The sequence below is a fragment of the Riemerella anatipestifer genome (assembly GCF_009932355.1).
In the GTDB taxonomy this organism is placed as follows: Bacteria; Bacteroidota; Bacteroidia; order Flavobacteriales; family Weeksellaceae; genus Riemerella; species Riemerella anatipestifer_E.
This window is the reverse complement of record NZ_LEKU01000023.1, coordinates 39,053-60,982: the sequence shown is the minus strand read 5'-3', so window position 1 is coordinate 60,982 and position 21,930 is coordinate 39,053. Positions and strand designations below refer to the sequence as shown.

Sequence of the window (21,930 nt, the reverse complement as noted above, 5' to 3'; positions counted from 1 at the left end):
AGATGTCAATCTCAAAACATTTTCGACTTACAAAGAAAGTTAAATTATTCTACTTTACAAAATAGATTTTAACCTTTTTTCTCGAAACGCATATAATTCGATTTTATTGTTTTAATTTTTTACTTTTACTTTGCAAAGAAAACAGATTTATTCTAAATATATTAGAAATATTCATTATGAAATTATTACTTAATAAGAATATACTACTAGCAGTAGTTTTGGTGTGTAATTTTTTTGGAGCTCAAACCACTCAGATACAATGGCAAGGTAGTACAGAACTAAGTTATGGCACGAATAAATCGGTTAAATTACCTAGTTTTACCAATAAAGAATTAGTATTTGATAATAATCAAATATACCTTCAAAATACCACAAAGATAGCTCAAGATGAAAGTTATAGTGTTATAAATTTGGTGTGGGAAAAACTTCAAGATAACCAGAAGTTTGATTTAGATGCTTCTTTAATAACATCAGAGGAGGAAGCGGAAGTAAACATGCAAAAAAACTCCTTTGGAGAAGGTTTTCTTCTGAATTTAAGGATTAAAGCTATAAAAAAGGAAGGTAATGAGCTCAAAAAATTAGTTTCATACACTTTAAAAAAAGAGGGTAAGGTTTTAAGAGCTAATAACAATTCGAACAAGATTTTATCTACTTATGTGACTAACCCGTTAGCTTCAGGAACTTTTTATAAAATAAAGGTAGATAAATCAGGTGTATTTAAAATTACTAGTCAGTTTTTGAGGGATAATGGTATCAATCCGTCTTCCATCAATCCTAAAAATTTCAGAATATATGGTAATGGCGGGCTTATGTTGCCTGAATATAATTTAGATAAATATTATAATACTTTACAAGAGAATGCGATAGAAGTAGTAGGAGAGGAAGATGGACGATGGGACGAAGGAGATTATGCTCTTTTTTATGCCCAAGGTGCAGACGGCTATGCCTTTTACAATAGGAATAATCGTAAGTTTGATACTCGAATAGATAGACCTTCTCACTACAAAAATATCTACGAAGACAATGCTTATTATTTTATCAATTTTGACATAGGGACTGGTAAGAGGATTAGTACAGCTCAAGATACCACCCCCACAACCGACCTCATTACGGAATACGATGCCTATCAGTTTATCAATGAAGATAAAAATAATCTTAGAGGGATAGGTAGATTGTGGGTAGATGATGCTTTTAGTAGTGCAAAAGAAGTTACTTTTAATCTAACGGACGCTCCATCGGATTCTAGAGTTAAATTTAGAACAAGATTAATTGCTAAAGATGCTCAAAGTACTAAAATTACTTTAAATATAGGAGGTAATACTTTTGAACAAAGTATTTCTGGACAAAGTGGATATAATTCTGTTTTATTTCTCTCATCTATAGCATTAGATACTAATAAAGTAGCACTTAATTATACTCCCAATATAAGTACAAATCCTAATGCTGTATTTTATCTAGATTACGCAGAGATAGAGTATAAGCAACCTTTAAGATTCAATGGTTCTCAATTGAGTTTTAGAGATTTTGGGATAGCGGAAACTTCGGGACAAAACTATGGATTTCAAATTAGTAATGCAGCTGCTATTGATAGAGTTTGGGATGTGTCTGATGTAACTAATGTTAAGAATAAAAAGAACCTTAATTCTGCGAATAACCTTTTTACTTTAGCTTATTTTGCTGATAGTGATACTTTTAATAATGAATTTGTTGCCTTTAAGCTAGATGCAGCTTATACGCCTAGTTTTGTGGGTAGGATAGAAAATCAAAATTTGCAGGCTCTTACAGATGTAGAATACCTTATTATCACAAGTTCTGATTTTGCAACAGAAGCCAAAAGGTTAGCGGATTATCACACTCAAAAAAATGGATTTAAAACTGCTATTGTAGAACCTAGCAAAATATATAACGAATATAGCTCAGGTGGTCAAGATATTACTGCAATAAGGAACTTTATTTCTCATCTTAAAAATAATGGTAGATTAAAGTATGTCCTATTATTGGGAGACGGCTCTTACGACTATAAAAATCGTACAGGGAGTAACTCTAATATTGCACCTACCTATGAAAGTGAAAGTAGCTTAGATTTTAGTAATTCTTATGTTACTGATGATTATTTTGTAATGACTTCACCACAAAGAAGTACTTATTTGAGCAATGTTTTACCTGATTTACCTATTGGGAGAATTCTTGCTAAAAATATAACAGAAGCTAAAATAGGGATAGATAAAACTTTAGCATACTACAACGCTTTGCCTAACCAATCTACGCCTTTTGGAGAGTGGCGAATGAATATGGATTTTGTTGTAGATGACGATAGAGACGGTGGAGTGCCTTTCCACGATGAAATTAATTCGACCTTAGTTAATTTATTTGAAACTAACACTTCAGATAAAAAGGAGTATCATATTAGAAAACTTTACTTAGATTCATTCTCTCCAGAAGCTACTGCAGGAGGGCAAAGATTTCCTCAAATTACACAGGGGATTAATACAGCTATGGGGAATAGTTTATTTTTGTTCTATTTTGGGCATGGTGGCGTTAATGGTTGGGCTCAAGAGAGAGTGCTTACACTTAATGATGTTAATCAGTTTAATAACTTCAGCAGTACTTATAGTCGTTTTCCACTTGTTTCTACTATTACTTGCGAATTTACCCTTTGGGACGACCCAAATACACCTTCTCTAGGAGAAATTTTATTTAAATTAAAATCAGGAGGTCCAGCCATGATGATTACTTCTAGTAGAGAGTTAGGAGTGTCTTATGGAAGAAGATTTACCAATACATTTTTAGCCTCCATTCTTAAAAAGGAAAATACAGAACACTTCTATACTTTAGGAGATGCTTTTCTAATGGCGAAGAATAACTTTGGGGTTCACCCAGACCATTTAAAAGTTAATATGTTAGGAGACCCTGCAATGAGGCTTAGCCGACCAGCTCCTAGAATTGTGATAGATCAAATAGAAAAGCCAACTCAGGAAAGTATAAGAGCTTTGGATTTTGTGAAAATTAAAGGTCATGTTAATGCTATTTCAGGGAATTTAGATGAAACCTTTAATGGTAGAATAGTAGCTAATATATTTGATAAAATACAAGATAAAAAAACACGAAATAATGATGGTGACTTAACTCCGATACTCAATTATAAAGAGGAAGGAAATCCTATTGTTAAAACTTCAGGGACGGTTAAAAATGGTGTTTTTGAGATAGAGTTTTATATGCCTAAAGATATTGATTTTAGCTTGGGCGACGGGAGGTTACTCTTGTATGCAGATAATAAAGAGATAGATGTTTACCAGTCCGAAATAGTTAAAATAGGAGGTATTAACCCTGATGGTATTAGGGATAATGAACCTCCTAAGGTTAAATTATACATGAATAATACTAATTTTGTTAATGGTGGTATCACAAATGAAAACCCTGTGCTTTTAGCTTGTGTTACAGATGATACTGGTATTAACGCCACAGGAGCTGGTATAGGGCATGATATCACAGTTACTCTAGATGGAGAAGTTATCAATACTATTGTTCTTAATGACTTTTACACTCCAGGGGAGGAAAATGGGTGTGTAAATCCTAACCTCAAAGAGTATCAGAAGGGTAGTGTGAGTTATCCATTCAGGAATCTAAAGGCAGGAGAACATCAGTTGGTATTTAAAGTTTGGGATATTAACAATAATTCATCAACTACATCGTTAAATTTTGTAGTGAGACCTCAGGCGGAGGAAAATTTGGTAGTGAAAAGATTATTAAATTGGCCTAACCCATTTACTAACAAAACTTACATTCAGTTTGAACATAACTGTCCTGATGTTTTAGAAGTAGGCGTTCAGATTTATACAATCACAGGGAAACTTGTTAAAATCCTACGTCAGACGGTAAGTTCGGAGCCTTTTAGAGAAGGATTTAGGACTGGAAGGCAACAAATAGAATGGGACGGAACAGATGATTATGGTGCAAATGTGGGAAAAGGTACTTATATTTACAAAGTTTTTGTAAAAAGTACCAATCAGGAGACTTGCAAAGGTTCTTCTACTCAAATAGAAAAAATGATAATATTAAAATAAAAATATGAAAATTACAAAAAAACTACTTTTAGGACTGGGAGTAACGGCTAGTACCTTAGCATTAGCACAGCAAAAAGGGCAAGTACTTACAGGAGCTCCTTTTCTTAGAATTTCTCCAGATGCAAGAGCAGGAGGTATGGGAGACCAAGGGGTGGCGACTTCTTCAGATGCATTTTCGCAGTTTTGGAATGCAGCAAAATATCCTTTTAGTAAAACTTCTTCGTCCGTAGGTGTAAGTTACACGCCTTATATGAGTAAGTTAACTAATGATGTTTTCCTTCTTTATGCTGGGTATCATACCTTTTTAGGAGAAGAAGAGCGTTCTACATTAGGAGCTAGTATCTACTACTTTAATATGGGGCAGGTAGATTTAACCAAATTAGTCGGAAGCCAAGTAACAAAAGAGGGAACTGTAACTCCAAACGAATTTGCGATTGATTTATCCTATGGTTTAAAACTGTCTGATACTTACTCTATGGCGGTTACAGGGCGTTATATTCGTTCAGATTTTGGAAGCTTTAATTCAGATAATACTCTTAAGCCAGCTAATAGTTTCGCGGTAGATGTTTCTGGTTTTTATCAATCTCCTAAACATCAGAGTTTTGGTGATTATGAAGGGCAAGCTAGAGCGGGTTTTGCAATTCAAAATTTAGGTCCTAAGTTAGACTATACAGGAGATGATACTTCTCGTTCTTACTTGCCAACCACTTTTAGAATTGGTGGAGGTTATGATGTATTTTTAGACGATGTTAATAAAGTAGGACTTAGTGTAGAGGCTTCTAAACTATTGGTGCCAGGCTCTGAAATTCCTGCAGGTAGTACCACACCTCAAATTCCTAATGTTGGTGTAATGGAAGGGATAGGGAAGTCTTTTAGCAATCCACAGAGTTTAATGCTAAGTGGAGCGTTAGAATATTCTTATGACAATGCCTTTGCGGTAAGAACAGGTTATTTTAGAGAAAGTCAACTTCAGGGAGGAAGACAATTTGCTACGGTAGGTATTGGTTTTAATTATCAATCTTTCGGATTAGATGTTTCTTACCTTATCAATACTTCCAAAGTTAATACGGCTTTAGATAACACACTACGCTTCGGGCTTACTTGGAACATAGGAGATGATACTTCTAATGCTGACCGCTAACATAGGTTAAAAAATAGATACAATTTCTTTAGGCTAATCTTTATCACAGGTTAGCCTAATTTTTTATATAAAAAATCATATTTCAGAATTAAAAAATAAGATAGACTACTGCCCTAAAATCTTTATCTTTGCACTATGCCAGTGATAACACTTACATCTGATTACGGACTTGTAGACCATAGGGTTGGTGCTATTAAAGGGAGTATTTTGGCTCTAAAATCTGATGCTAGACTTATAGATCTTAGCCACGATGTAGAACCTTATAATCTTCTTCAGGCGGCGTATATCGTTAGGAATGCTTATGCTTATTTCCCTAAAGGTACGGTGCATCTTATCGCAGTGGATAGTTTTTATCATAAAGATAGAAAGGCGGTAGTTTATAAGGTAGATGGACATTATTTTGTAGCGGCAGATAATGGTATTCTTAGTTTAATTTTTTTCAATATCAATCCAGAGGAAGTTTATGAAATTACTTTGAATAATAGGTTTGATGACGAAGTTAATTTCACAGCTACTGATGTTTTAGTTCCTGCAGCGGTTCATCTTCATAATGGCGGTTTGCCAGAAGTGATAGGGCGTGTTTATAATGAGCCTAAAAAAATATCTTTCCCTAAGGCGATAGAAACAGATAATCTCATTGTGGGGCAAATTATGTATGTAGATAATTTTGGTAATGCTGTGTCCAACATTAGTAAAGCGTTTTTTGAAAAGAAAGCGGCAGCTTATGATGAATTTGTTGTAAAATTTAGGAGCTATGCTTTGTCAAAAATTTACAATCAGTATACAGATGTTGTAAAAGATTGGGAAAACGAGAGACAATATCATGGTAAGCCTTTAGTCTTATTTAATGATGCAGATTTACTAGAAATTAGTATTTATAAAGGAACTAAAAATAACGGAGCAAAAACCCTATTAGGCGTAAGTGTGGGCGAAAAAGTGTATGTAGAGTTTAATAAAAATAAATCATAAGTTATGGCATATTTAATCATAAAGGCATTACACATTATATTTATGGTAAGCTATTTTGCGGGGATTTTTTATTTGGTAAGATTATTTGTGTACTATAAAGATACCGATGATTTTGATGCTCCAAAACAAACCATTCTTAGAGAGCAATATTTGTTTATGATGAGGCGATTATGGAATATTATTACCGTTCCTGCTGGAGTGTTGATGCTTATTTTTGGAGTCATTCTTATCATAATGAACCCTTATCTGATGAAGATGCCTTGGTTTCATCTAAAACTGACTTTTTTAATTGGTTTAGCGGTATATCATTATTGGTGTTGGAAGAAAATTTTAGTGGTGAAAAACCTTAATTTTTCGGAACTTTCTACTCCTAATATTAAATTAAGACAGGCAAATGAAATTGCTACTTTTTTGCTATTTTTAGTAGTATTCACAGTAATTTTAAAAGTTTTTGTGATAGATTATTGGTGGCAGTTGATAGTGGGCTTCATAGTTCTTGTAGTGGTAATTATGCTTACAGTAAAGCTAGTCAATAAAAATAAAAAATAATCGTTTCTATAAAGATGATAGCATTATTTAAAAAAGATTTTAAAGCCTATTTTGGCGGTTGGTCTGCGTGGCTAATTATCGCTGTGTATAGTCTTATTGGGGCTTTGTTTCTGTTTTTCTTTGATAATAGTTTTAATATTTTAGAAATAGGGACTGCCTCTTTGCAAAGCTACTTTGTTTTATCGCCTTGGTTGTTAATGTTCATTATTCCAGCGTTGAGTATGAAATCCTTTGCAGAGGAGCAACAAAACGGCACGCTCTATTGGCTATTTTCTCAACCTTTAAAAACTTTTGAAATTGTAGGAGGAAAGTTTTTAGCAGTTTTTTTAGTGGGAATTTTATGCTTGTTGCCATCGTTGTTTTATATGTATACGGTCTATACTCTTGGTATGGCAGAAGGTAATTTGGATTTAGGAATGACGCTAGGAGGCTACATAGGATTATCGGTTTTAATTGCTGCGTTTTCTAGTGTGGGTGTTTTGGCTTCAACCTTGTCATCTAATCAAATTATGGCGTATCTGTTAGGTGTGTTTGTTAATTTTATATTGTATTTTGGGATAGAGCAATTGGCAAGTTATAAACTATTGGGGGCAGCAGATTATTGGCTTCAAAATTTAGGCTTCTATCATCATTTTATGGCATTTACGAGAGGATTGATAGATACCAAAGATGTATTTTATTTTCTATTGATAATAATGATTAGTTTGTCTCTTTCCACATTTTTTATTGATAAAAAGAAGAAGATTTAAGTATGAAAAAATGGCTTCAAAATAACATTGCCGTCATAGTAGTAGGAGTGGTAGCTCTGTTAGGCGTCTTGGGTATATTTCAAACAAGATTTGACCTAACAGAAGAAAAACGCTATACGCTTAATGAGGCTACCATAAAGACTTTAGAATCGGTTAAGAAACCTTTGGTGATAGATGTTTATTTGGACGGAGATTTCCCTGCATCGTTTAAACAACTCCAAAGTGAAACCAAATTTATACTGGAAGAGTTTAGGAAAATCAATCCTAAAATTGACTATAAATTCATAGACCCTATTAAGACTAAAATGTCAAAAGACACGCTAATGGCAATGGGAATGCAACCTTCTGTTCTTCCAGATATGAAAGATGGTAAGGTGTCAGAAATTGTGCTGTTTCCCTATGCAGTAATGCGTTATGCAGACTATGGGACTTCCGTTCCGTTGATTATAGACCAAGTAGGATTAGATGCGAGTACTCAGCTTAATAAATCCATAGAAAATTTAGAATATAATCTTATTTCTAATATAAAAGCTCTGACCACCGAACATAGAAAAAACATCGGTATCATCGTTAATCACAGCGAGTTAAAGCCTGATGCATTTCAAGGATTTGTTGATATGGCATTAGAAAACTATAATATAGGAGCTATCATTCCCGAAAAGGAAACAGGGCTTTCTGCTACCGATATGCCTAAGCTTAAAAAGATGGACGCTCTTGTGGTTGCTAAGCCTAGAAAACCTTTCTCCGACGAAGAAAAAGTAGTGTTAGACCAATACATTATGAATGGTGGAAAGATGCTATGGATGCTAGATGCAGTAAATGCTGAAATGGATACGCTTTTCCAAGCAAAGAAGATTATGGCATATCCTGTAGACCTCAATCTTACCGATTTTTTCTTTAATTATGGAATAAGAATTACGCCAGCTTTAGTGAAAGACTTTAAGAAAACAGCCTTTATAAGGCTAAGAGCGGGAGAAATTGCAGGAAACCCTCAATATAAAAATTTCCTTTGGCCTTATTTTCCGTTAGGTATATCAGAAACGCCTCATGTCATTACTAAAAATATCAATCCTGTAAAACTTGAATTTCCTACAGCAATAGACACACTCTCTAGGGAAGGTGTAAAAAAACAGGTTTTGTTTGAGTCTAGCGAAAGAACTTCTAGCAAGGCAGTGCCTAACTATGTAGACTTTTCCGAAATTGTGAATACGGACTCTCTAGGAGCAATGGAACGCCCAAGCACTCCAAAGATTTTTGCAGTAAGTTTAGAAGGTAAATTTAGGTCGGCTTATGCTAATAGAAGTGAGCGAAGTAGTTTTCCTAATTTTAAAAGTCAAAGTCCTGAAAATAAAATGCTCATAATCGCAGATGGAGATGTAGGTAGAAATCAAATTCTTAAAGGAGAACCTTTGCCTCTAGGTGTAGATTTGCTGACCAACCAAAAATACGGCAACGAACAGTTTTTGAGAAATGCTTTAGATTGGCTTTTGGACGATTCTAACCTTATGAGTCTTAGAAACCGAAATATAGAAGCACGACTTTTAGATGCTAGAAGAATAGAACAAGAGAGAACCGAATGGCAATGGTTTAATTTACTATTTCCTTTAGTTCTAATAGCTATATTGAGTGCCTTGTTTTATTGGTGGAGGAAACAGAAGTATGTAAAATAAACCTATATCTATTCACTTAATAGATTGACATATTGCTCTAAAATCACATCTTTAGAAAATAAAGAATAAATGTGGTCTCTTATATTTTCTTTAGGAGAGTTTCCTTGAGATAATATGGTTTTTATTTTTTCTGAAAACTCTTTGTGATTTTCTATGTTTGAAACTTCTCCGTTTACACCGTGTTTTATAATTTCGTTAATTCCTCCAGGGCAGTTGTTGGCAAGGGCATAAGTGCCACACGCTCCAGCCTCTAGTAATACATTAGGGAAGCCCTCGTACCTTGAAGACAGAATAAATAAGTCGGCATATTTCAGAAATTGATAAGGGTTCTTTTGTTTTCCATGGAATATCACATTAGACAGCTCCAACTCTTCTTTCATTTGGTGGAGAAGCTCTTTGTCCTTACCATCGCCTAAAATATGGAGTTTTATCGGTTCATTTTTAAGAAAAGAAAAGACTTTGAGTAGATTATCAAACCCCTTTCTTTCAGATAGATTACCTATGGCAACCACATTTTTAGCCTCGTTTGAGTATAGCTCAGGTCTTTTTGAAATAGAAAGCTGTTGGTCTATAAACTCAAAATCAACAGGATTGTTAATCTTAGTGATTTTGTTAGGTTTTATATTGAAGTTTTTAATTAAATCTTCCGCCATATCATCACTTTGAGCAATAATAGTATGGAAGTTATTATAAAACTTATAGAAAAACTTAATTTCCTTCCTTGTAACATGTTTAGAAACTACATTGGTCTCCCTAGCGATAAATTTCACCTTAGGAAAAAGTCGTGTAAAGAAGGACAAATAGGCGTTTACCTCGCCAAATCCAGAGAATACAATGTCTGGTTTTCTCCTCCATATTTCCCTCAAAATAGGTTTTAGAGAGTGGCGTATTCTAGGTGTTTTTAAATCTATAATCTCTATATCCTTTTTTAGAAAATCTAAATAACCGCCTTCTTTTCTAAGAAGCATTATTTTAGGAGTAAATTTTTCTCTCGGTAGATGATTAGCAATGGTGGTTACAATTCGTTCTGCACCACCCATTTCCATATTGGGAAGAATAAAAATAATCTCCTTTTTTCTCATAAAATTAGTTGGCTACATCGCTAATAAACTTAATTCTAAGCAGGCGAACTTCGTCATCGCTCAACTCTTCGCCAAACTCTGCTAAAAGGACTTTCATACTATCGCTTTCAGATTCTTTCATAAACTCCATGAAATCATCTACCATTTCCTCATCAAAATTCTCCTCTATATAATAATCTATATTGAGTTTTGTGCCTTGGTAAACGATACTTTCCATTTCGGAAATAAGCTCGTCCATAGAAAGATTTTTAGCATTGGCAATATCTTCTAAATCTATCTTTTTATCTGTATTCTGAATGATGAAAACTTTGTGACTAGATTTGTTAGCTACCTTTTTTATCACCATATCATCAGGGCGTTCTATGTTGTTATCTTCAACATATTTTTTGATGAACTCGGCAAATTCTTTTCCAAATTTTTTAGCTTTACCTTCGCCTACACCATAAACTTTTGCAATTTCTTCTATAGTAATAGGGTACTGCACCGTCATATCCTCTAAACTTGGGTCCATAAACACGGTGTAAGGAGGAATGCCTTGTTTTTGAGCGATTTTTTTTCTTAAATCCTTAAGCTGATTAAATAGAACTTTATCAAGTCCACCGCCACTTTGGAGTTGTACTTGGTCTGAATCCGCTTTAGTTTGAGCCAAATCGTACTCTCTATCTTCAGCAATTAAGAAAGGCTCTTTGTCTTTTCCGGAAATAATATTCTGTCCTTTCTTGCTCACCCTAAGTACTCCATAGGTCTCTATATCCTTAATAATATAGCCTCTTACTGTAGCCTGTCTAATGATAGATTTCCAATAGTTATCCGAAGTTTCTTTACCTATCCCAAAGAACTCAGATTTTTCTAACTTATAGGATTTGGTAGTTGGTGTTTCTTTGCCTACAAGGACGGCGATTAAATCTTTAGTTTTGAACTTTTCTTCTAAACTTTTAATGAGGTTTAGTACCGTTTTAAAATCGTTTGTAACATCTTTTAACTTAGGTGGATTTACAGAGTTGTCGTCCATTTTGGCACCAGCACCGTTAATTGGGTCAAATTCCTCACCAAAGTAGTAGAGTATATACTGTCTTCTACTCATAGAAGTTTCGGCATATCCTACTACTTCGTTTAGTAATTGTAAGCCAACTTCTTTCTCCGAAACAGATTTTTGAGCTAAAAATTTCTCTAGTTTTTCAATATCTTTAGGGTCGTAGAATGCTAAACAATGTCCTTCGCCACCGTCTCTACCAGCTCTACCTGTTTCTTGGTAATAACTTTCTAGAGATTTAGGGAAATCATAATGTATCACAAAACGAACATCAGGTTTATCTATCCCCATACCAAAAGCGATAGTAGCTACAATGACATCACATTCTTCCATTAAGAATTTATCTTGATTAGCTACTCTTGTTTTTTGGTCTAACCCTGCGTGATAGGGCAGAGCATTGATGCCATTAACTTGTAAAGTCTGTGCAAATTCTTCCACTTTTTTACGGCTAAGGCAGTAAACTATACCTGATTTTCCTTTATTTTTATTGATGAATTTTACAATTTCCTTTTCTACATCTACCTTTGGGCGTACTTCGTAAAATAGATTAGGGCGGTTAAAACTTTCTTTAAAAACCACCGCATCAGACATGCCCAATGTCTTCTGAATATCATCTTGTACCTTAGGTGTAGCCGTTGCTGTGAGAGCAATAACAGGAACATTAGCTATTTTATCTATAATACCTTTTAAATTTCGATATTCTGGTCGGAAGTCGTGTCCCCATTCAGAGATACAATGTGCTTCATCTATGGCTACGAAAGAAATATTAGCTTGTTTTAAAAAATCTAAATAATCTTCTTTTATCAATGATTCGGGAGCGACATATAATAGTTTGGTTCTTCCGCTATTGATATCATTGAAAACTTGCTTTATCTGCGTTTTATTAAGAGAAGAATTAAGTACATGAGCCACTCCTTCCTCAGAGGAAAGCCCATTAACTGCATCTACTTGGTTTTTCATCAGAGCAATAAGTGGAGATACCACAATAGCTGTACCTTCTGAAATAAGTGCAGGGAGCTGATAACAAAGAGATTTACCTCCACCAGTAGGCATAAGTACAAATACATCTTTACCTCCAAGAAGTGTACTGATAATAGCCTCTTGCTGTCCTTTAAAGGTGGAAAATCCAAAATATTTTTTGAGCTCTCCTGCTAAATTGTATGTTTTTTTAGTCATTTTTAGTTTAGTTTACTAAATTTGCAACTTACCAAAGGTAAGAAAAACTTTTGGTTTTAAATTAAATTAGTTAATAAAATAAAACTTTGTTTTCTAATCTAAGTTAGGTTCTGAGGTACGAAAATAAATAAAAAATAATAAATAATGAAATCTACCGCTCTTATAGATATTGCTAAAAAGGCTATTGATACAGAAATAGCAGAATTGGAAAGGCTAAGAGATAATCTGAATGATAGTTTTTTAGATGCGGTAGAACTCATCAATAAATCAAGCGGTAAGTTAATTGTGGTAGGGATAGGTAAGTCTGCTCATGTGGGGAATAAGATTGTGGCAACGCTTAATTCTACGGGAACACCTGCACAGTTTCTGCACGCAGCAGAGGCTATCCATGGAGATTTAGGAGTGGTTCAAAAAAATGATGTTGTTTTATGTATTTCTAATTCTGGTAATTCACCAGAGATAGTTAATCTCGCCCCATATCTTAAGCAATATTCGGCGGGGCTTATAGGTATGACAGGAAATTTAAAATCCAAACTAGCAGAACATTCGGATATTGTGCTTAACACTTTTGTAGAGAAAGAGGCGTGTCCTAATAAATTGGCTCCAACAAGCTCTACCACAGTGCAAATGGCGTTGGGAGATGCTTTGGCTGTGTGTCTTATGGAAATCAATCATTTTAAAGATACCGATTTTGCAAAGTTTCACCCTGGTGGAAGTTTAGGTAAGAATCTTACGGCTAAGGTAGGTCAGTTTTTATCTTCACAAAAGCCTCAAGTTTCAGAGGAGGCTTCCATTAAGGAAGTGATAATTTCCATTAGTGCGTCTACCCACGGAGTTACAGTAGTTACGGAAGGAGAAACTATAAAAGGTATTATTACTGATGGAGATTTAAGGAGAATGCTGATGGGAAATGATGACATTAAAGGAATTAAGGCTAAAGATATAATGAGTTTAACTCCCAAAACAATAGATAAAGAAGCGTTAGCAAAAGAAGCTATGAAAATACTTAAACAGTATAACATAGGGCAACTGATTGTAACGGATAAAGGTAACTATTTTGGGATTATAGATTTGCATACTTTGTTAGACGAAGGAATCTTGTAACTTTGTAAAAAATAAAACTAGTGAGTGAAGAAAAAGAAATGTCCTTTTTAGGGCATATAGGAGAGCTTAGAGGGCATTTGGTGCGTTCTATAATAGCTATTGTGGTAGGTGGATTTTTAATTGGCTTTAATATCAATTGGATTATGGATCATATTATCTTCGGTCCTACTCGTCCAGATTTTCTCACTTTTAGAGTGGTTAATTATTTCTCTAGAATGTTTGTGGGCGAAGATGTTATTGTGATGCCACATTCGTTTCCGATACAAGTAAGGCGACTGTTTGAACAGTTTAATATGATGATGGCGGTTTCTGTGGTTGGAGGGCTTATCATCGCATTTCCTTATGTTATTTGGGAACTTTGGAAATTTATCAGTCCAGCACTTAAAGAATCCGAAAGAAAAAACTCTATTTTCATCATCAACGGGACTTGGGTGCTATTTGTGATGGGAGCATTATCAGGATACTTTTTGGTAATGCCTTTTGTTATCAATTTTGGTTATTTTTTTAGTATTTCGGATTTTGTAAGGGTAGATATAGATTTATCAAGCTATGTTACTATTTTACTTCAAGTTGTTTTGGGTATGGCTGTGATATTTTTATTCCCGATGATTGTTTATATACTCACTTCCATAGGCATACTTACTCCTATGTTTTTAAGGACTTATAGAAGACATGCTATTGTAGTGATTATGGTGGTGGCGGCTTTTATTACACCTGCAGATATTATCAGTATGTTGGCAGCGGCATTTCCATTAGTTGTTCTCTATGAAATATGCATCTTGATGTCGGCATTGGTTTACCGAAGAATTAAAAAGGAAGAAGCACTTAGTTTACCATTACCAAAGTAAGTAATGAATTTTATAAAGTAATACTAGGTAATATAAAGACAAGGATGAAAGCAAACTCTCCTTGTCTTTTTCTTTTATAAATAGATGAAAAACATTATTTTCGCACCAAAGTTTTAAAAAATATGATGAAGCACTGGAGTTTTAAAAAATGGAACACCATTTTAGGGTGGATAGTTTTTGGGATAGCCTTAATAACCTATTTATCTACCATAGAACCTAATTTTAGCTTTTGGGATTGTGGCGAGTATATTTCCTCTGCCGTGAAATTAGAGGTTACACACGCTCCAGGAGCGGCATTGTTCCAGCTGGTGGGAGCAGTGTTTGCGATGCTAGCCTTTGGTAATGGAGCTTATTACTCTTTGGTTATCAATGCAATGTCTGCCTTGTTTAGTGCCTTTACCATTTTATTTTTATTTTGGACAATTACTCATTTGGTTAGACGTCTATTGCGTAAAGATTTTGAGGAAGTTACCGAAAACGAAAAATGGGTTATTCTATTTTCAGGGTTGATAGGTGCTTTGTGTTTCACTTTTTCGGATACTTTTTGGTTTTCTGCTGTGGAAGGCGAGGTTTACTCTATGGCGTCATTATTTATAGCGTTAATCGCTTGGCTTATAACCAAATGGGAGAACGAATATCAATCCTCTGATAATGAGAGATGGATTATCCTTATCTTCTTCCTAATAGGGCTTTCCGTGGGAGTTCATATGATGGTAATGTTGGTCGTTCCATTTATTTGTTTGATTTATTACTCTAGAAATTACGATTTCTCTTGGAAATCTTTTGCAATAGCTAATGTAGTTACATTATTTGTTCTCGCTCTTGTATTTAAAGGTATTTTCCCTTTTGTGATGACGATGTTTGGTAAGTCAGAAATATTCTTCGTTAATGGTTTAGGATTGCCTTTCCATTCAGGGACTATCTTTGCGTTTTTAGTACTTATTGCCTTAGGGTACTTTGCTATTAACTATGCTCGTTCCAAAGGGAATAGATTGATACAAATGGCGGTGCTATCTATGGTTTATATGATTATTGGTTTTTCTTGTTGGTTGATGATACCTATTCGTGCCAATGCTAATCCACCAATGAACCTTAATAATCCTGATAACGCCATTGGTATGCTTGATTATTACAATCGCGAACAATATGGAGATTGGCCTACTTTGTATGGGCAAAACTATACTGCCCACTTGGATTGGAACGGAATGGAAAAGAATGAAGATGGAAGTTTAAAAACAATAAAAACAGGCGAAACTTACGAAAAAGACGAAACCACAGGACGCTATATTAAAGTAGGAGATAAGACTAATTATGTTTATAACAAGGCACATGTAGGCTTTATGCCGAGAATGTTTGTGCAAGATAAGAATGTAATGTCCAATTACATTTCTATGTATGGTGCTCCAGATTTTGAGTTTAATTATGCTGATGAAGATATAGCAAATAATCCTGATGCTCACAAGTATTTTGATGAACTTAGAAAAAAATATGATAACGGTACTATTACCGTTGATGATTATCTACAAGCAAAACAGTATCATTTAATCAATCTTAAAAAGCCTACATTTGGACAGAGTTTAGACTACTTCATTACTTTCCAAAATGGACATTATTTTGTAAGATATTTAATGTGGAATTTTGTTGGTCGTCAAAATGATTTGGAAGGTCATATGGAAAACACCAACGGAAACTGGATATCAGGGATTCCTGCGATAGATAATTATCTGTACGGCAGCCAGTCGGATATGCCTGAAAAGTATAAAAATGAAAGTACAGTTTATTTCTTTTTCTTACCACTTATTTTAGGTTTATTGGGAGCTTTCTTCCAGTATACTAAAGATTTTGGGAGGTTCTATGCTTTGTTATCCTTATTTATTCTTACAAGTATTGGGATTATTTTCTACACAGGTGTAAAACCTTTTGAACCGAGAGAAAGAGATTATGCTATGGTGGGAGCTTTCTATGCTTTTACAATTTGGATAGGTTTAGGAGCCGCTTTTATCTTACAATTATTAAATCAAAAAGTTAAAAAATCTAGTGCAATTTTAGGTGTCGGAGTTTTACTTTTAGGAGTTCCGCTGATGATGGGCTTCCAAAATTACAATCCACACGACAGAAGTGGAAGATATGCCGCTTATGATTATGCTTATTCTACACTAAAATCACTTCCTAAAGATGGCATTCTCTTCGTATATGGTGATAATGATACTTATCCACTTTGGGCAATACAAGAGACAGAACAGTTTAGAGATGATGTAAAGGTGGTAAACTTTACCCTTTTAGCTACCCCTTGGAATATAGACCAAGTAAAAAGACGCACCTACAACGCAATGCCTGTAGCATCGGCACTTAGACATGAGGAGTATAGAGAAGGTATAAATGAACAAATCTATACTCTAAGCACTGAAGATTGGAAAAATATATTTGCTAATCTGAAAGAAAGCGGTGCTCCTGATAATGTGTTAAAAGGCTTTGAAAAGTATATGACGCAAGATAGTATGACTTTAAAAGAAGCTGTGGCATTCTTAAAGAATAAGTCTCCTGAAAAGGATATGGTACTAAAAATGATTTACGGTGAAGAAAAGTACGAACAGTACAATGTTTTACCAGTGTCTAAATTCATACTTCCTGTTAATAAGCAAAATGCGGTTAAGGCAGGTATTATTAAACCTCAAGATGTAGCTTTAGCAGAGGATTATATTGTGATAGACTATAAAAAATCTACACTATTCAAAAATGATTTAATGATGCTAGACATCTTAGCTAATTTTGATTGGAAGAGGTCCATCAATTTCTCTGTTGGAGGTATTTATGATGCTAGTAATATTTTCTTTTTGAAAGATTATTTACAGTATGATGGTTTCAGCTACCGTCTTGTACCTATAAAAACTCCTGAAAAAGAAGATGGAGAGTTAGGTAGAGTAGATGCTGATGACCTTTATAGAATAGTTAAAAACTTTAGATGGGGCAATTTTAAAGATGTTAATGTTCATTTTGATGAAACTTGTACTTCTAATATTATCAGTTATAGAAGTTCTGCAAGTAGAGCTGCGGAGGCTCTAATGACGAAGGGAGAAAATAAAAAAGCTCAAGAGGTATTAGATTTGGTAAATAAGGAAATACCTGTATCTAAATATAATGACCCTCGTTCGCTTAATTCCATTGTTTATGGTTATATTGTGTCTGGGCAGGAGAAGAAAGGTTTAGAATTAGCAGAAGAGCTTAAAAAATCTATTTTCAAAGAGTATGATTATTATTTAACTTTAACACCAGAAAATCAAAGGTATGTTAAAAGAGAAATGAGCATTCAACCATTGTTATACTCTATGGTAGTAGCTTCTGTATCTGATGCTTATAAGAAAATAGGACAGGAACAGAAGGCGTATAATTACTTAGTAAGTTCTATAAAACCTATTGATAGTAGATTTAATTCATTTATAAATCAGCTAAAAGCTATGGGGAAAGAAAAGGCATACCAAGAATCCGAAAATGTACAGAAAATAACACCTTTCTATCAGTATCTTTTTGAGGTAATGAAACCTTATGATAGTACCTACACTTCAGAAAAAACAAATCAAATTACCGATGCTGTTATAAAAGCAACACAGTAATTATATAAGAACTTATAGAATATAGAAAAATAGGCTGCCCTATAAAAAGAGTAGCCTATTTTTTATTTATTTTATGTGAGATTAAAAATTACTTATTTTCTACCAGGTTTTGCCAATACTATATTATGTATAACCGTAGGGTTATAGTTCATACTTCTTATTCTATTGGGGTCTTTGATAATAATGATAGATAAATTCTTTTTATTATTAGCCAACCGAAAGAATTGTTGAGATGAAATTTCTCTTTTTTTATACAGAAATACTATGTTTTTTGAGTTGTTTTCTAAATTAGGTATACTGGGACTAGGATAGTAATCTACAACTTCAGACTGTTTAGCTGTATGGCAGGATAATATCACAGATATTATGAAAAGATACGATAAAATTTTCATTATTAAGCAAGTTTACGACTAAATTAAACAAAATTTCAGAATTGAAAACTATTTCACCGTCTTTTTCTTTCTTTATTTTAGTAATGAAATTTATTAAAAAAAAACTGAGAGTTTTTATGGCTCTCAGTTTTCTATTGTTAAAGTCAAAAAAATATTAGCTTCTTTTAGAAAGCCTCTATTATTTTTGAGAAATCTTCTATATTCAAAGCGGCACCACCTATAAGACCACCGTCTACATCAGGCTGAGAGAAAATTTCTTTAGCATTACTTGGCTTTACAGAACCTCCATAAAGGATAGATACTTCATCTGCCACTTCCTTGCCATATTTTTCTGCTATCATATTTCTAATAAAAGCATGTACCTCTTGAGCCTGCTCTGCAGTAGCAGTTTCTCCAGTACCTATTGCCCATACAGGCTCGTAAGCTATAACCACTTTCTTTATTTCCTCGGCACTTAGAGTAAACAAAGCCGTTTGTGTTTGATTTTTGATAACCTCTAAATACTTACCAGATTTTCTTTCTTCCAAATTTTCGCCATTACAGTAGATAGGTGTAAGCCCTTTATCTAATAAAGTTTTTACTTTTCTATTAGCATGGCTATCGGTTTCTCCGTGGTATTGTCTGCGTTCAGAATGAGCAATAATGCTCCCATCTAAGTTTACAGAAGCTATCATAGCAGCAGAGATTTCTCCTGTATAAGCTCCAGATTCGTGTTCGGAAATATCCTGAGCATATACTTCTACCTCTTTATTTTTAAAAATATCTTTAGCTGTGGTAAGATAAAGAGCTGGTGGCGCTATCATTACCTTGCAGTTAGGTGTGTGTGTGCTAGTATAATTGGATAGCTGTTGCATAAGCTCTTTAGCTTCTGAAAAATCTTTATTCATTTTCCAGTTTCCTGCTACAATGTTTTTTCTCATAATATCAATGCTTTAAGATTAGTCTAATTTCCAAATAGTTTTCATTAGTTTGTAGAACTGGTGTTCTCTTTCTGTAACCTCATTATCTGCTTTAATGAGTGTTTTTGCAAACTTTGCAAATTTCTTTCTCTCGGCTTCGGTAGAATCATCTAAGAAACAACGAGCATGAAACTCAAAATGGTCTTTCCACGCTTCTGGTTGTAGCGTTGCAATGACTTCCAACTCGTTATCTAAATTGATTCTGAACGGAAACTCATCAGCAAGGTACTTTTGGATAACGATGCCTTCCTCTGGCTGTACTTCGTAGTCCACTGCAGAGAGAATCATTAACAAATGATAACCTGCTATAGATTTGTTTGATTTTTGCATTTTATTTTTGTTGTATAGTTAATTTATATAATCTTTTGCACTTTTTTTATCAGTAATTTTCCCATTTTCTAGAACGAGTACGAAAGGATTGCTCCTAGCTATGGTCTTGATAGCTGTGCCGTCCATCATTGCATTTGGTAGTGTTTTAAATGTGTTTTGTGCCGTAGAAACTCCATAAACTACTGTTTTGCGGTGCTTGGAAACTTTATTTTCTACCGCTTCTAAGAGATTAGCATCTACCTCGGTGGGTTTATAGCTAAATACCAAAACCGTTTTTGGAGCTTGCATAAGGCTATCTGTAATATCATTACCGTGCAGGTCTTCTATTTTAAATTTTACAATTTCAGACGCATAGCCTTCTTTCACTACCTCGGAAGTGGTTTTGTCTTCTTGGATTACCCAATCAGGATTTTGCCAATAGTTTTGGTTGATGTAATCGTCTTGATTAACTTTTATAATCTCTTTAGTTTTTTTATGTTCAAGGGTATAAAAAGTCTTGTATTCAGATGGATTTTCTTCAATCTTTTTCTTTTCAGACTTTAAATCTGTTCCTATTTTATAATCTCTAAAATCAATAATAGGCTCATGTTTAATCCCGTGAAGCATTATCCATAGAGAAACTATTGTTCCTAAAAACAGTACAGAACCTCTTGCTCTAACGAAGGAAGTAGGTGTCTTATCTCTATATGCAAAGTAGAGTAGAAGGAGTAGGGCGAGAAGCACAATGTCTTTCCAGAAGCTTTGCCAAGGTGTAAATTTAATAGCATCTCCGAAACAACCACAATCTGTAACCACATTAAAATAAGCTGAATAGAAAGTGAGAAAAGCAAAGAATACACACAGCCCAATCAACGCTAATAGAACCTTTCTTACTGAAATTTTTAATAGTAATAAAATTCCTAAAATAAGTTCCAAAATCACTATAAAAAAAGCGATTGGAAGAGCCCAACTCTCTAGTATCTCAATATTAAAGACTTGAGGAGAAAAATATTCTTCTAATTTGAATGAAAACCCCTTAACATCTACTGCTTTAACAAAACCTGAAGCAATAAAAATAAGAGCGACAACGATTCTTAGTAAGCGTTTAAGCATTTTGTTCGTTCATTTTTATGAGACAGAATACAGCGTAATTAAGCATATCAAAATAGTTAGCATCTAGCCCTTCCGAAACTAAAGTGTGTCCATTATTATCTTCTATTTGTTTAGTACGAAGTACCTTTTGATAGATTAAATCTGTAATAGAGGAAATTCTCATACTTCTCCACGCTTCGCCATAGTCGTGGTTTTTTCTCTGCATTAGCGCTTTAGCTTCGTTGGTGTAATGTTGATACAAGTTTAAAATTTCTTCAGTATCAGTATCTAAATTTTCTGATAACCCTTTTTCTAATTGAATAAGACCTATGACAGCGTAATTAACTATCGCTATAAACTCTGCTTCCTCCGATTCTTCCACCATTCTTTTTTCGGTCATTTGGAGCGTTCTTATCCTATTGATTTTAATAAAAATTTGGTCCGTGATAGAACTTGGGCGTAGCACTCGCCATGCTGCACCGTAATCTTGAAGTTTCTTCTCAAATAAATCTTTACAGAGGTTTATAATTTTGTCGTATTGTTTCGAAGTATTCTGCATATACTGTGTTATTACTCTTCAAAGATAGTGAAAAAAAAGCATATTAGGAATAGGGCTTAACTCTAAATATCATTGCTAACTATACGACAACAATCGGTTACAAATGGTTTTAGTCGAAAGTAAATAATTTTATACCGAGTATTATTCTGACGATAGCTCATCTTTGCCTTGTGAATGTAAAAGACTTTTATTCATAGAAGCTAAAGTATAATTTAAAAATAAATCTATTATGAAAAACAAGGTTCAACTTATTGGTAATGTGGGTAACACGCCAGAAATTAAAGAGGTTAATAATACTAAAGTAGCTCATCTTTCTATAGCTACTAACGAAATTTACAAAAATGCACAAGGAGAGAGGGTAGAGCAGACGGAATGGCATAAAGTGGTGGCTTGGGGAGGACTAGCAGAAATTATAGAAAAGTATGTTACCAAAGGTAAAGAGATAGCTATTGAAGGGAAGCTAACCTACCGAAGTTATGATGATAAAGAAGGAAATAAACGCTATGTTACCGAAATTATAGCTAACGATATCCTGCTTTTGGGAAGAGCTAAATAAAATGGAGGTTATATAGAAATGAAAAAAGCCAAGAATTGAACTTGGCTTTTTATTATTACTTTGAAAA

Annotated in this window: 17 protein-coding genes; 10 read left to right on the top strand and 7 right to left on the bottom strand. The window is 34.1% G+C overall.

Translation table 11 applies throughout. The features are described 5' to 3' along the window. Nucleotides 1-176 precede the first annotated feature (176 nt). The 6 genes from porU (at nt 177) to gldG (ending at nt 9,142) form a co-directional block, all read left to right on the top strand. The gene (porU, locus tag GXW81_RS08865; protein ID WP_161532029.1) at nt 177-4,064 is read left to right on the top strand and encodes a type IX secretion system sortase PorU; all 3,888 of its coding nucleotides are present in this window, start codon (nt 177-179) and stop codon (nt 4,062-4,064) included. Between the two features lie 4 nt (nt 4,065-4,068). Then, the gene (gene porV, locus GXW81_RS08860) at nt 4,069-5,205 is read left to right on the top strand and encodes a type IX secretion system outer membrane channel protein PorV (protein ID WP_161532028.1); all 1,137 of its coding nucleotides are present in this window, start codon (nt 4,069-4,071) and stop codon (nt 5,203-5,205) included. Between the two features lie 135 nt (nt 5,206-5,340). Continuing rightward, a complete protein-coding gene (locus tag GXW81_RS08855) occupies nt 5,341-6,174 on the top strand; it encodes an S-adenosyl-l-methionine hydroxide adenosyltransferase family protein (RefSeq protein ID WP_161532027.1) in 834 nt (277 codons plus the stop codon). Between the two features lie 3 nt (nt 6,175-6,177). Beyond that, on the top strand, nt 6,178-6,723 hold the full coding sequence (locus GXW81_RS08850) for a CopD family protein (RefSeq protein WP_161532026.1): 546 nt from the start codon (nt 6,178-6,180) through the stop codon (nt 6,721-6,723). Nucleotides 6,724-6,737: 14 nt separating this feature from the next. Continuing rightward, nucleotides 6,738-7,472: an ABC transporter permease subunit gene (locus GXW81_RS08845; protein WP_161532025.1), complete on the top strand. Its 735-nt coding sequence runs from the start codon at nt 6,738-6,740 to the stop codon at nt 7,470-7,472. A 2-nt stretch (nt 7,473-7,474) separates the two neighbouring features. Continuing rightward, nucleotides 7,475-9,142: a gliding motility-associated ABC transporter substrate-binding protein GldG gene (gene gldG, locus GXW81_RS08840; RefSeq protein WP_161532024.1), complete on the top strand. Its 1,668-nt coding sequence runs from the start codon at nt 7,475-7,477 to the stop codon at nt 9,140-9,142. A gap of 8 nt (nt 9,143-9,150) precedes the next feature. Here gldG and GXW81_RS08835 read toward each other — a convergent pair whose 3' ends face one another. Together GXW81_RS08835 and recQ are read right to left on the bottom strand one after the other, a co-directional pair. After that, nucleotides 9,151-10,224 carry a glycosyltransferase gene (locus GXW81_RS08835; RefSeq protein WP_161532023.1) on the bottom strand — a complete coding sequence of 358 codons (1,074 nt, stop codon included), beginning with the start codon at nt 10,222-10,224 and terminating at the stop codon, nt 9,151-9,153. A gap of 4 nt (nt 10,225-10,228) precedes the next feature. Then, the gene (gene recQ, locus GXW81_RS08830) at nt 10,229-12,433 is read right to left on the bottom strand and encodes a DNA helicase RecQ (RefSeq protein ID WP_161532022.1); all 2,205 of its coding nucleotides are present in this window, start codon (nt 12,431-12,433) and stop codon (nt 10,229-10,231) included. A gap of 144 nt (nt 12,434-12,577) precedes the next feature. Here recQ and GXW81_RS08825 point away from each other — a divergent pair, with 144 nt between their 5' ends. The 3 genes from GXW81_RS08825 (at nt 12,578) to GXW81_RS08815 (ending at nt 17,996) form a co-directional block, all read left to right on the top strand. Further along, complete coding sequence (locus GXW81_RS08825; RefSeq protein ID WP_161532021.1) at nt 12,578-13,537, top strand: SIS domain-containing protein; 960 nt, start codon at nt 12,578-12,580, stop codon at nt 13,535-13,537. 20 nt (nt 13,538-13,557) lie between these two features. Beyond that, a complete protein-coding gene (locus GXW81_RS08820) occupies nt 13,558-14,385 on the top strand; it encodes a twin-arginine translocase subunit TatC (RefSeq protein WP_051796855.1) in 828 nt (275 codons plus the stop codon). Between the two features lie 125 nt (nt 14,386-14,510). Next, a complete protein-coding gene (locus GXW81_RS08815; RefSeq protein WP_185153020.1) occupies nt 14,511-17,996 on the top strand; it encodes a protein O-mannosyl-transferase family in 3,486 nt (1,161 codons plus the stop codon). 92 nt (nt 17,997-18,088) lie between these two features. Here GXW81_RS08815 and GXW81_RS08810 read toward each other — a convergent pair whose 3' ends face one another. From GXW81_RS08810 to GXW81_RS08790, 5 genes are all read right to left on the bottom strand, one after another. Then, entirely contained in the window at nt 18,089-18,388 is a 300-nt protein-coding gene (locus tag GXW81_RS08810) for a hypothetical protein (RefSeq protein WP_161532019.1), read from the bottom strand. A gap of 164 nt (nt 18,389-18,552) precedes the next feature. Next, complete coding sequence (gene tpiA, locus GXW81_RS08805; RefSeq protein ID WP_161532018.1) at nt 18,553-19,308, bottom strand: triose-phosphate isomerase; 756 nt, start codon at nt 19,306-19,308, stop codon at nt 18,553-18,555. An 18-nt stretch (nt 19,309-19,326) separates the two neighbouring features. Continuing rightward, nucleotides 19,327-19,677 carry a hypothetical protein gene (locus GXW81_RS08800; protein ID WP_004918936.1) on the bottom strand — a complete coding sequence of 117 codons (351 nt, stop codon included), beginning with the start codon at nt 19,675-19,677 and terminating at the stop codon, nt 19,327-19,329. 18 nt (nt 19,678-19,695) lie between these two features. Beyond that, nucleotides 19,696-20,769, bottom strand: a complete 1,074-nt coding sequence (locus GXW81_RS08795; protein WP_161532017.1) for a BT_3928 family protein — start codon at nt 20,767-20,769, stop codon at nt 19,696-19,698. Beyond that, the gene (locus GXW81_RS08790; protein WP_161532016.1) at nt 20,762-21,307 is read right to left on the bottom strand and encodes a DUF1599 domain-containing protein; all 546 of its coding nucleotides are present in this window, start codon (nt 21,305-21,307) and stop codon (nt 20,762-20,764) included. The genes GXW81_RS08795 and GXW81_RS08790 overlap by 8 nt, the downstream gene beginning before the upstream one ends. 229 nt (nt 21,308-21,536) lie before the next feature. On the opposite strand from GXW81_RS08790, the gene GXW81_RS08785 reads away from it, so the two are divergent. Then, nucleotides 21,537-21,863, top strand: coding sequence for a single-stranded DNA-binding protein (locus GXW81_RS08785; RefSeq protein WP_161532015.1), 327 nt, complete (start codon nt 21,537-21,539; stop codon nt 21,861-21,863). Nucleotides 21,864-21,930: the final 67 nt, after the last annotated feature.